Origin of the sequence: Lentzea sp. CC55 (genome assembly GCF_021056325.1) — a bacterium.
In the GTDB taxonomy this organism is placed as follows: domain Bacteria; phylum Actinomycetota; class Actinomycetes; order Mycobacteriales; family Pseudonocardiaceae; genus Lentzea; species Lentzea jiangxiensis.
Genome location: NZ_JAJCXE010000046.1, coordinates 304646 through 316015, shown reverse-complemented (window position 1 = coordinate 316015; position 11370 = coordinate 304646). Strand labels below are relative to the sequence as shown.

The window sequence follows — 11370 nt, the reverse complement described above, 5'->3', positions numbered from 1 at the left end:
CGCGGCCAACAACGACAGGCGCTCTACGGCTTGCGCCCCACGGCACCGTAGATGCCCGCCTTGTCCGGATCGTCGGTGTTCGTGCCTTCCGGCCGCCACAGCGGCAGCGGCACGATGCCGGGCTCGGCCAGCTCGAACCCGGCGAAGAACCCCTCGACCTCGGTCCTGGTGCGGGGGAAGATCGGGTTCTGGCTCTTCTCCATCACCTCGACGATCCCGGCCATCTCCGCGGGCTGCAGGTCCTGCGTGAAGTGGGAGAACGCCAGGTAGCTGCCCGCCGGCACGGCGTCCCGGTACGTCGCTATGACCGACGCGGGGTCCGCCTCCTCCGGCACGAAGTGGAAGACGCCCACCGTCAGGACCCCGACGGGCTGCGCGAAGTCGATCAGACCGCTCGCCTCCGCCGCCTTCAGCACGGCCTCGGGCCTCGTCATGTCCTCCTGGAGGATCGCCGCGCGCGGGTCGTCCTCCAGGATGAGCTGGCTGTGCGCGACCGCGACCTCCTCGAAGTCCACGTACACGACGCGGGCGGAGGGGTCGGACTTCTGCGCGATCTCGTGCACGTTGCCGACCGTCGGGATGCCCGAGCCGAGGTCCAGGAACTGGCGGATGCCGTTGTCCATCATGAAGAGCACGGCGCGGCGCAGGAACGCCCTGTTCAGCCGTGCAATCGTCCGCGCGTTCGGCTGGGCGCGCAGGAACTTCTCCGCCAGCGCCCTGTCCGCGGCGAAGTTGTGCCCGCCCCCGAGGAGGTAGTCGTACAGGCGAGCCGCGCTCGGCTTGCCGGTGTCGACGCCCTCCGGAACCCAGCTCACCCGTTCGAACATGGGGAGCAGCCTACTGAGATGAGAGTCGGCGACGGCAGTGGAGGAGCCCGTTCGGAGCAGCGGAACCGCTGCTGTCATCGGAGAGCGTGGACCAGCAGCGTCGCCACGGCGACACCCAGCGCGGTGCCGAGCCCGCGGGCGACGTTGACGAGCCCGCTGCCGACGCCGGCCGACCCCTCCGGCAACGCGCCCATGACGCGTTTGGTGCACGCCGGCGCGATGATCCCGAGCCCGATGCCCGCCACGACGAGCTGGACCACCTGCGGCACGGGCGAAAGCAGCGCGACGGCCGCGATCAGCGCCCCGACCCGGACGCCCGGCTTGCTGAGCACCGTCGCGGCCAGCGCGAACCCGAGCGGCAGCGCGGCGACCGTGAGTCCTATCTGTGCCAACGGTCGTTGCATGGTGAACGGCAGCAACGTCATCGGTGCGAACAACGCCGCATAGGTGAGCAGAACGCCCACCAGTCCCGGCACGACCCTCCAGCTCGGCTTCCCCCTGTCCCGCACCGTTTTCGTGCGCGGCAACAGGTAGTGGCCCGCGATCACGGCGACGACGCCGATCGGCACGTTGATCGCGAACACCGCCTGCCAGCCGTGGTGCTCCGTCAGGTACCCGCCGAGCAACGGCCCCGCCGCCAGCCCCGCCGCCTGTGCCGCGGCCTGGACGCCGAGCGCCTTGCGCCGCTGCTCGGGCGCGACCGCCGTGGTGACGAGCGCGACGCTGTTCGCCTGCAGCATCGCCGCCCCCACGGCCTGCGCGACCCGTGCCGCGATGAGCGCGTCGAACCCCGGCGCGTAGACGCATGCGATCGACGCCCCGGTGAACAACGCGAAGCCGTAGATGTAGACGATCTTGCGCCCCACGCGGTCCGCGATCCTGCCCATTGGGACGAGCAGCGCCACGAGCGTGATCAGGTAGCTGAGCGAGATCCACTCGGGATCGGCGTGGAAGTGCGCGACCATCGCGGGGAACGCCAGCGTGACGATCGAGGCGTCGAGCTGCCCCATGAAAGCCCCGAAGCACACGGTCGCGATGACCAGCCACGGCGCGTACGACCGGCGCGCGATCCAGGCCGGTCTGGGGGACTCCGTGACGAACCAGTTCATCGTATCCAGATTATATCTGACACCGAGCTATAAGCGGGGGTTCAGTAGGATTTCCGCATGTCAGACGAAGCCCGCACGCTCACCGACGTCGTCACCCGCCTGCGCCGGGCGTTGCGGACGAGCATCCGGGCCGACTGGCCGTGGGAATCCCTGCCGATGGCGCAGGTAGAGCTGCTGCAGACCCTCGCGGAACGTCCGCCGATGAAGGTCGGCGACCTCGCCGCGGCCCTCCGCCTGGCCCCCAACACGGTCTCGGGCCTGGTGTCCCAACTGATCGACTCCGGCCTCGTCGTGCGCGGCGGAGACCCCAGGGACAGGCGGGTAGCACGGCTATCCGTCTCACCCCGTGGACACGAACAGCTGCTCGTCTGGCAGCGCGAGCACGAGAAGCGGATCGGCGCCGCGCTGGGCAAGCTGGAGTCCTCGGAGCGGGAGGACGTGGTGCGCGCCCTGAAGGCCTTGGACCACCTGGTGGAGCACCTTGCCGAACCCACCGCCTGACCGGCCTCTCGCGTTCGTCTCGCTGGTGTCGCTGGGCGGCGGGCTCGGCGGCGTGGCGCGCTACGGGCTGTCCGCACTGGTGCCTGGGGCCTGGGGGCTGTTCCTGATCAACGTGCTGGGGTCGTTCCTGATCGGCGTCCTGATGGGGCTGGTGCCCCGGCCGTTGGTGCGCGCGTTCTTCGGCGTCGGGCTGTTGGGCGGGTTCACGACGTTCTCGTCGTACGCCGTCTCGTGGTCGTGGGCGCTCCTCGCTACGCCGATTTGTGCTGTGGCGGCGGCGTTCCTCGGGTTGCGGGTGACCCGGTGACGTTGCTGGCCGTGTTCCTCGGCGCCGCTCTGGGGGCGCCCTGCCGGTACCTGGTGGACCGGTTCGTGTCGGGGCGGCACTCGTCGGACTTCCCCTGGGGGACGTTGACCGTGAACGTCCTCGGGTGCTTCCTGATCGGGTTCCTCGTCGGGACGGAATGGATGCCGTTGTTCGGGATCGGGTTCTGCGGCGGGCTCACCACGTATTCGACGTTCAGCTATGAGACGGTGAAGTTGCTGGAGGCCGGGAAGTACCGGCCGGCGCTGCTGAACGCGGTGGTCAGCGTTGCCCTGGGAGTCGGCGCGGCAGCTCTGGGATGGGCGTTGCCACGCTGAACTCCCCGCGCTGCCAACGAGCGAGGAACTCGCGGACCTGCGGCGTGCTCCCACCATCCCAGGACGGCGGTGGAACCCTGCGGTCGTTGGTGAGTTCGCACCTCCATTCCAAGGCGGGCAGGGACAACAACACTTGTAGCGTCGTCGCCGGGTTTTCGATCCAGTTCGTCACGGACATCGCGTCCTCCGGCCATGGAGTGGGCGCCTCGGTGATCGCCGTTGCGACCGAATCGGGATCGGGCAGAGCTGAACATCCGCCTTCGAAGACCGCGGAAGCGAAACTGCCGTACTCGCTGGAGTAGTGCTCCAGGAAGAGAGCCCGCATGCCATGGCGGCGAATGATCTCAGGTACTACACCCGCCGAGGTCACAGCGATGACGCCTCCTGCCCACGGCAGGGCCTTGCTGAGATCGGCGAGCTCCGCCAGGTGTGTGCGGATCACGGCCTGGGCCAGATGTCGTGCGACTCCGGAGTACAAGGTCTCCACCATCAGCGCGACGCCGGGTTCGCCCCGCTGGACCAGTTCGCCGATGCGGTCCAGAAAGGCTCGGCCGATCGACGGTGCGTTGGCCGCTGACGAATCGAGGACGCAAGCGAGCAAGGGAGCGTAGATCTCAGCGGAGGCTCCTTCGTCCTCCAGGTGAAGCTCTACGGGGCTCAGGACGACGTGGTCCACCGCCGCGGTGGTGATGGCACGAACGGTGCGAGCGGCGGGGTGGACGTGGCGCAACGACCGGGCGGCGAAGCCGAGCCCACCGTCGGCCAGTGCCTCGGTGAGCAGTTCGTCCACACCTCCGTCGACGTTGCGGTCGTACAACTGCAGCGCGATCTGGGCGACGACGTCCCACTGCTCGATGTCGGGCCTGAGCGTGGCCCACAGATCGGCAGCCGTCCGGCGGGTTCGCACCACGTGCTCGGCGGCGAAGTACTCGAGGAACGTGCGGTGGGTGAAGCCGTACCGCTCGGCACCGACGTCCGTGAGGATCCACGCGCGTCCCGTGCAGAAGGCCAGGAACTCCTCCGCGGTGGCCGAGGACTCGTCGTGGTCGTCGAGCTTGGCCTCCAGGTAGTCGACCAGGACGTTGATGATCCTGGTGCGCGGCATGGCCTTGCCGGACTCCGCCGCCGTGAACATCCGCCACGCCAGGTGCTGCACCGCCCCGCGCAACCGCCCGTGGAACTTGAGCGGCAACGTGATGCCCCGCTTCGAGTCCCACTGCTCGAACAACATCAACGCACACCGCTCGTACACCTGCGCGAGGTTGCGCGGCAGGTACCGGTCGCTGGAGTACATGGCGCACAACAACGTCAGCAGCAGCGGGTTGCTGCGCAGCTCGGGGATCTGCGCGCTGTCCTCCATGAACGAGGTGATGAGCCGCGAGCGTTCGGCGGGCGAGGTGGCCTCGTCCAGCGTGAACCAGCGCTGCACGTAGCCGGCGACCCGCTGACTGTCGAACTCCTCGATCGTGCTCGACAGGAACAGTTCCGTGCTGAGCGGAGCGTCCTCGTACCCGACCTTCCGCGCCGTGACGAGGATCGGCACCAACGGGTACAGGTGCGCGAACCCCTCCACGAGCGACACGACCCGGCGCCGGAGCTCGGTCTGCACCAGTTCGTCGAGCCCGTCGAGGACGACGACGCCACGGCCGGTGCGCAGCAGGTACTCGACGCCGTCCCGCGGCGGCTTGACGTTGTACGGCGCCTGGCACAGCTTCTCCAGGTAGTGCAGGAGATCGTGGCCGCCCTCGTCGAACGACGTGGCGAACTCCCGCAGCACCAGCAGGAACGGCACGCGGCCGGACACGGCGACGTCGTGCGCGAACTTCGCGGCCAGCGTCGACTTGCCGGCACCAGGATCGCCCTGCACCAGGACCCGTTCGCCAGGCGCCCCGAGCCGGAGGAGGAACGGTGAAGCCAGCGTGGGCTCGACGTACAACTGGTCGTAGCGCACGGAACGGCTCACGCCGACGTGCGGCATCCGGATCCGGCTGTGCAACGCCACCACCTGGTCGCGCATGCGGGCGGCGAACGCGTGGACGCGGGTGAGGGACTTGAGGCGCTTGAGCAGCGCGCTGTTGTTGATCGCCGCGGTGTAGAGGTCGCTGCGGTCGATCTTGGCGCTCGTACCGGCGTAGAGCGGCGAAACCTCCTGGCAGGCGGCGACCATCACGTCGTGCACGGTGTCGGTGGCCCTGACCAGCAGGTGGGCGGGGAGGCCTGCCAGCCGGAGGCCTTCGCGCAACTGGTCCTTCGACGACTTGCCCGCCAGGTCGCCGATGCGCTTCTGGGCGACGACCGCGGCGAAGTCGGGGGAGCCGAGGTAGGCGTCCAGCGCCTCGACGTCGGAACGGCCGAGGTCCGCCAGCAGGCCTTCGGTGGCGGCGCTGGAAGGCTGACGAACGTCCACCGTCTCGGTCAGGCGCGCGGAGAGCTGGTCGCTCACGCCGACGACGACCCGGATGACCGCGGACTCGATGCCGGCCATCCGGGACTCCGTTCGTCAGGAAACGTCTTTCAGCCGGGATAGCACATCCGGCAGCGTTCCGGTGTGCACGACGCCGAGTCGTTGCGTGGCGCGGGTGAGCGCGACGTAGAGGTCCGACGCCCCCCGGGGCGACTCGGCGAGGATGCCCTCCGGGTCGACCACGACCACCGAGTCGAACTCCAGGCCCTTCGCGTCGGTCACGCCGAGCACGACGACCTGCGCCTGCTCCAGCTCGTTGCCCACCGAGGAGGCGGGCACCGCGTCGACCACGGCGGCACCGACGGACGGGAGCAGGGCGGCCGGCACGATCACCGCGATCTTGCCGTCGCCGACGGCGGTGACCTCACCGGAGATCAGGGCCGGCAGTTCGGCGGTGAACGACGACACCCGCGAGACCCAGGGCGCCACACCGGTTTCCCGCACCGACGTCGGTGGCACGAGGGACGCGTCCACGGAGGCGAGCACGTCCGCGGCCACCTCCATGATCTCGGCCGGCGTGCGGTAGTTGACCGTCAGCTCCGTCAGGCGCCAGCGGTTCTGCACGTACGGCGACAGCACGGTGCCCCACGAGGTGGCGCCGCCGATGTCGCCGGTCTGCGCGATGTCGCCGACGACCGTCATGGACTTGCTGGGGCAGCGGCGCATCAGCGTGCGCCACGCCATCGCCGAGAGCTCCTGGGCCTCGTCGACGATGATGTGGCCGAACGTCCAGGTGCGGTCGGCGGCGGCGCGTTCCGCCGCGGTCTCGTAGCGGTCGACGCCGTGGCGCTGGGCCAGGCTGTACGCGTCCATCAGGTCCGAGGCCATCAGGAGGTCCGGGTCCGCGTCGTCCTCCAGGTCGAGGATGTCGAGGACGCCCTGGGCGTACTCGATGGCCTGGCGGCGCTGGCGTTCGGCGCGGGCCTTGGCCTCCGTGTCGTCCTCGCCGAGGAGCTCCGCGGCCTCGTCGAGCAGCGGGACGTCCGCGGGCGTCCAGTCGTCCGACGAGCGCTGCAGCAGGTCGCGTTCCTCGCGGGTGAACTTCGCCATCGCGCGGTTGCGGCGCTTCGGGTTCCGGTAGAGCTCCGAGAGCAGCGAGAACGGCGTCAGCACCGGCCACAGCGACGAGATCGCGGCCTGCACCTCGTCGGACTCGCGCAGCTCGCGGCGGATGTCGTCCACGTCCGCCTTGTCGAGCAGGTGGCCGCCGAGGCGGGAGACGACCATGCCGGCCAGCGTCGAGATGATCTCGCGGGCGAACGTGCGGCGGGCCTCGTTGTGCGGGCGGCGGGTCCGGCGCGCCCTGCCCCGCGCGTCGGAGATCGCGCGCCGGTCCAGGCGCAGCACGTCGTTGTCGAAGCGGACCTCGACGAACGGCGGCGCTTCCTGGCGGTCGCGCACGGCCGCGGCGATCACGTCGGCCATCTGGACGCGGCCCTTGATCGCGGCCACCTCGGCGGGCTCGCGGCCGGTGGCGGTCAGTCCCGGGTACAGCTCGCCGACCGTGGACAGCAGCACGCCCGTCTCACCCAGCGACGGGAGCACCTGGCTGATGTAGCGCAGGAACGTCGTGTTCGGGCCGACGACGAGCACGCCGCGCTTCGCGAGCTGGCGGCGGTGCGTGTAGAGCAGGTACGCGGCGCGGTGCAGGGCCACCGCGGTCTTGCCGGTGCCCGGTCCGCCCTGCACGACGACGACACCGTTGAGCTCCGAGCGGATGATGATGTCCTGCTCGGCCTGGATCGTCGCGACGATGTCGCTCATCTGGCCGGTGCGGGAGGCGTTCAGCGCCGCCAGCAGCGTCGCCTCGCCGGTCAGGCCGTCGTTGCGCGACGGCTCGACCGAGTTGATGTCGAGCACCTCGTCGTCGAGGCCGATGACCTTGCGCGAGCGGGTCCGCAGGTGCCTGCGCCGCCGGACGCCGTCGGGGGAGGCCGCGGTGGCGAGGTAGAACGGCCGGGCCGCGGGTGCCCGCCAGTCCATCAGCAGCGGCTCGTATTCCTTGTCCTCGTCGAAGAGACCGATTCGGCCGATGTAGAAGCGGTCACCGTTGTGGAAATCGAGCCTGCCGAACGCGAGGCCGTTCTCGACCGCGCTGTACTGAGCCAATTGATCGGTGTACATCGCGACGGACGTGTCGCGCTCGGACCGCATCTGGTGCGTGCCGCCGGTTTGTCGCAACGATTGTGCGAGTCGTTTCGACGTCTGTTCGCGGAGGTCGTCGAGCCGGCCGTACAACATGGCCACGTATTCCTGCTCCGGCTCCATTTCGGCGAGCCGGAGGTCATCGGAGGGGCTTGACAACTTGCCTCATTTCTCGATATCATGCGTCGTCGGATTTTATTCCGATTCGCATCGTCCTGCCCGCGCCGGGTTCGCGTGAGCGCAGATCGTCTAATCTACACGCAGATCAGCGTGGTGCAGGTACGCCTTCCGCAGCAGTGTGGCCAACGTATCGCGCTCGTGCGGTGTCAACGGCGCCAGCAGTTCGTCCTCGTGCGCCCGCGCCGCCTCCAGGCGTTCGCGCAGGGCCCGCCTGCCCCCGTCGGTGATCGACACGGCGAACCGCCGCCGGTCCTTCTCGTCCCGCCTGCGCCGGGCGAACCCCAGGCCCTCCAGGTCGTCGAGCACGGACACGAGGTCGCTCGGGTCCATCCGCACCCGGTCGCTGATCCGCTTCTGCGCCACGGCCTCCTGCTCGGACAGGTACGCGAGCACGGTCAGGTGGGGCCCGCGGAGGTCCGCGCGCCCGATCCGGCGTGCTTCCCGCACCAGTCCGAGCATCAGGTAGCTGGGAAGACGCAGGAGCTGATCAAGGCTCATGTCCTCCAGTCTAAAAAAGATCCATCCCCCTATCGTGGATAGCGCTGCGTGAGGAACGCGCCCGGACGAGGGCCGACAGGGTGAGCGAAGGGGTGACGTTTCTCCGCGGACCACCTGGGAGCGGCAAGGTGGGGGTATGACGCGTGCGGAGATCGTCCGGCTCGCCCGCTGTGTGGTGCGCCGGCCCCGGTGGCAACTCGTCGTCGCGGTGCTGCTCTCCGCGTGGACACTCGCCTGGGTCCTCGGCCAGCTCGCCGACGACCCCCTGCGGCCGCTCGACGTGCTCGCCTGGACCGGCATCCCCCTCGATTCGGCTTCCCTATGGGCCCGCGAACGCGTCGACGTCCTGGTCTGGCTCGCGACGCTCGGCGGGCTGAGCTGGGCCGCCACCACCGAGCAGGGGCAGCTGCCCGCCCTCACCGGGTGGTTCGCGGTCCTGGTGGCGGGCGAGGCGGCGGGGTACGAGCCCGCGGTCCAGCGGGCGATGCTCAGCATGGTCGTCTTCCTGGCCGTCCTCGCGGCCGTCTCCGTCACGGGCCGGCGGGCCTTCGTCGTCGACCGCGTCGCCGTCATGCCGAAGGACGTCGCCCGGGCCGGGATCACGGCCGCGGTGCTGACCGCGGTGGTCCCGCTCATCGCGCCCGGCCTGGCCATCACGCGCCTGGTCAGCCCTTATGTGACGAAACCGCCGCGCCGGCTGAGGCGGGTTGAGGCCCCGCTGCTGCGGGAAACCGGATGAGGTGAGCGACTACCTGCCCCCGCCCGCGCCGCCGCGCAGCGCGCTGACCTTGCGGTTGTGGCTGGCCGGGTTCGGTCTCGTGTTCAACTCGGTGGCCGGGTGGCTGGCGCTGCGAGCTGACCTCGTCTGGCTCGCCGTGGTGCTTTTGCTACTCGCCGTTGTTTGCCTCGTGGACTTCTTCTGGGTCCTCCGCCGCAAACGCCGCGGGGATCCGGGCTGAAAGTCGTCGCCAAGCTGTGCTTGGGCTTTCGAGTCCACATGGACAAAGATGTCCGTGTGCATGAGAACCCGGCCAGAGGCAGGTTAGCCAGGGTGATGCGCCGGCAGCCGGTGCAACAACGCGGCGCGGCGACTGTCTCCGCGATCCTCGACGCTTGCGCGAGCCTGCTGAACGAATACGACTACGACGACATCACCACGGCGCGCATCGTCGATGTGGCCGGAGTGCCCATTGGTTCTTTCTATCAGTACTTCCCGGACAAACGATCTGTTGTGCACGCTTTGGCGCTTCGCGGTATGGAGACCTACCTCCGCGAGGTGGAGGAGCTGTTCGCCGCGGACCTGATCGCGGACACGTGGCACGAGGCCATGAAGCAGGTCGTCACCGTCTACATGCGGATGCTCGTCGAGGTGCCGGGATTCGGGCGGGTGCGGTTCAGCGACCTGCTCGACAGCCACCGCCTCGACTCGAGCGTCGACCAGTACGAGCTGATGGCCGAACGGCTGGCGGACCTGTTCGTCTCCCGGTTCGGCGCGCACGGCGACGCCCCGGTGGTGCTGACGTTCCGGATCGCCGTGCAGACCGCGGACGCGCTGTTCAAGCTCGCCGAACGGGTCGACGAGAGCGACCGCGCGCACGTGGTCGGCACGGCGAACGAGCTGCTCACCGGCATGCTCGGGTCCGTGCTGGAACCTCAGAGCCCGTAAGCCTCGAGCATCCGCAGCCAGACCTCGCTGATCGTCGGGTACGAGGGCACCGCGTGCCACAACCGGTCCACGGTGACCTCGCCGACGATCGCGACCGTCGCCGAGTGCAGCAGCTCGGCGACGTCCTGGCCGACGAACGTGACACCGACCAGCGTCCGCGTCCGCTCGTCCACGACCATCCGCGTCCTGCCCTGGTAGCCGTCGGCGTGCAACGACGACCCGGCGACCGCGATGTCGAGGTCGACCACCTTCACGTCCCGCCCGGCCGCCCGCGCCTCCTCGGCGGTGTGCCCGACGAACGCCACCTCGGGGTCGGTGAACACGACCTGCGGCACCGCCACGTGGTCCGCCCACGCCCGACCCGCCGACCACTGCTCCGGCTCGGACCCGCGCGAGCGCTCCAGGATCGCCGTGCCGACCGCGCGGGCCTGGTACTTGCCCTGGTGCGTCAGCAACGCGCGCCCGGTGACGTCCCCCGCCGCGTACAGCCACCGTCCGTCCACACCGGACACGAGACCGGTGTCGTCGATGGTCAGCGGCTTGCCGTCCTGGGTGGCCGGCACCCTGCCGGTCGCGACGAGGATCTCCTCGCCCCGCACGACCCTGCCGTCCCGCAGGGTCACCTCGCCCGGCTTGACCGCCGACGCCCGCGCGTTCAGCAGCACCTCGACGCCGTCCGCCCGCAGGCCCTCGACGACGAGCGGCCCGACGAACTCCTCCATCTTCGGCAGCGGCCGGTCACCGGAGACGACCAGCTTCACCTTCGACCCGAGCCGCGCCCACGCCTGCGCCATCTCGACACCGACGACGCCGCCGCCGAGCACGACCAGCGACTCCGGCACCTCGCGCGCCGAGGTGGCCTCCCGCGACGTCCACACGGGAGTGTCGGCGAGACCGTCCAGCGGCGGCATCTTCGGCACGCTGCCGGTGCACACCACGACGGCCTGCCGGGCCCGGTGGACCTCGCCGCCGACCGTGACCTCGCGCTCGCCGGTGACCTCGCCCTCGCCGCGCAGGACGTGGATGTTCTCCGACTCGGCCCACCGGACCTGGCCGCTGTCGTCCCAGTTCGACGTGAACCCGGTGCGGCGCTCGAGCACCGCGGCCGGGTCGAGCGACCCGCCGACCACGCCCTTCACCCGCTGGGCGGCCGCGAGCGCGTGACCGGGCCGCAGCAACGCCTTCGAAGGCATGCACGCCCAGTACGAGCACTCGCCGCCGACCAGCTCTTTCTCGACCATGGCGGTGGACAGGCCTCCCGCGGCCGTCCGCCAGGCCACGTTCTCACCCACGGGGCCACCACCGATGACGATGACGTCGAAATCCATGGCGCCCACA

At 69.8% G+C, this 11370-nt stretch carries 12 protein-coding genes and 1 pseudogene; 7 read left to right on the top strand and 6 right to left on the bottom strand.

Annotation, left to right across the window (positions count from 1 at the left end; all coding sequences use genetic code 11):
- Window positions 1-23: 23 nt before the first annotated feature.
- The gene (locus L6E10_RS30790) at window positions 24-827 is read right to left on the bottom strand and encodes an SAM-dependent methyltransferase (protein ID WP_236223654.1); all 804 of its coding nucleotides are present in this window, start codon (window positions 825-827) and stop codon (window positions 24-26) included.
- Between the two features lie 74 nt (window positions 828-901).
- Window positions 902-1936, bottom strand: coding sequence for an MFS transporter (locus L6E10_RS30785; protein ID WP_236223653.1), 1035 nt, complete (start codon window positions 1934-1936; stop codon window positions 902-904).
- Window positions 1937-1993: 57 nt separating this feature from the next.
- Here L6E10_RS30785 and L6E10_RS30780 point away from each other — a divergent pair, with 57 nt between their 5' ends.
- Genes L6E10_RS30780 through crcB form a run of 3 tightly spaced genes read left to right on the top strand, consistent with a single transcriptional unit; the run spans window position 1994 to window position 3079 of the window.
- A complete protein-coding gene (locus L6E10_RS30780) occupies window positions 1994-2437 on the top strand; it encodes a MarR family winged helix-turn-helix transcriptional regulator (protein ID WP_090100601.1) in 444 nt (147 codons plus the stop codon).
- Window positions 2418-2744, top strand: coding sequence for a CrcB family protein (locus tag L6E10_RS30775; RefSeq protein WP_236223652.1), 327 nt, complete (start codon window positions 2418-2420; stop codon window positions 2742-2744). The genes L6E10_RS30780 and L6E10_RS30775 overlap by 20 nt, the downstream gene beginning before the upstream one ends.
- Complete coding sequence (gene crcB / locus L6E10_RS30770) at window positions 2741-3079, top strand: fluoride efflux transporter CrcB (protein ID WP_236223651.1); 339 nt, start codon at window positions 2741-2743, stop codon at window positions 3077-3079. Before L6E10_RS30775 ends, crcB begins: the two co-directional genes overlap by 4 nt.
- On the opposite strand, the gene L6E10_RS30765 is transcribed toward crcB, so the two are convergent.
- The 3 genes from L6E10_RS30765 to L6E10_RS30755 form a co-directional block, all read right to left on the bottom strand.
- Complete coding sequence (locus L6E10_RS30765; RefSeq protein ID WP_236223650.1) at window positions 3024-5564, bottom strand: NACHT domain-containing NTPase; 2541 nt, start codon at window positions 5562-5564, stop codon at window positions 3024-3026. The two genes, crcB and L6E10_RS30765, sit on opposite strands and share 56 nt — an antisense overlap.
- Before the next feature lie 15 nt (window positions 5565-5579).
- Window positions 5580-7847: an AAA family ATPase gene (locus L6E10_RS30760; protein WP_275677197.1), complete on the bottom strand. Its 2268-nt coding sequence runs from the start codon at window positions 7845-7847 to the stop codon at window positions 5580-5582.
- 90 nt (window positions 7848-7937) lie between these two features.
- Complete coding sequence (locus tag L6E10_RS30755) at window positions 7938-8366, bottom strand: MarR family winged helix-turn-helix transcriptional regulator (RefSeq protein ID WP_236223649.1); 429 nt, start codon at window positions 8364-8366, stop codon at window positions 7938-7940.
- 136 nt (window positions 8367-8502) lie between these two features.
- On the opposite strand from L6E10_RS30755, the gene L6E10_RS30750 reads away from it, so the two are divergent.
- From L6E10_RS30750 to L6E10_RS30735, 4 genes and pseudogenes are all read left to right on the top strand, one after another.
- A complete protein-coding gene (locus L6E10_RS30750; protein ID WP_236223648.1) occupies window positions 8503-9105 on the top strand; it encodes a hypothetical protein in 603 nt (200 codons plus the stop codon).
- Between the two features lies 1 nt (window position 9106).
- Complete coding sequence (locus L6E10_RS30745; protein ID WP_236223647.1) at window positions 9107-9325, top strand: DUF6343 family protein; 219 nt, start codon at window positions 9107-9109, stop codon at window positions 9323-9325.
- A gap of 38 nt (window positions 9326-9363) precedes the next feature.
- Window positions 9364-9597 (top strand): annotated as a pseudogene (locus L6E10_RS30740) (TetR/AcrR family transcriptional regulator); the annotation flags it as partial.
- Window positions 9598-9621: 24 nt separating this feature from the next.
- Window positions 9622-10032, top strand: coding sequence for a hypothetical protein (locus L6E10_RS30735; protein ID WP_236223757.1), 411 nt, complete (start codon window positions 9622-9624; stop codon window positions 10030-10032).
- On the opposite strand, the gene L6E10_RS30730 is transcribed toward L6E10_RS30735, so the two are convergent.
- Window positions 10020-11360, bottom strand: a complete 1341-nt coding sequence (locus L6E10_RS30730) for an NAD(P)/FAD-dependent oxidoreductase (protein WP_236223646.1) — start codon at window positions 11358-11360, stop codon at window positions 10020-10022. The genes L6E10_RS30735 and L6E10_RS30730 overlap by 13 nt on opposite strands.
- Between the last annotated feature and the right edge of the window lie 10 nt (window positions 11361-11370).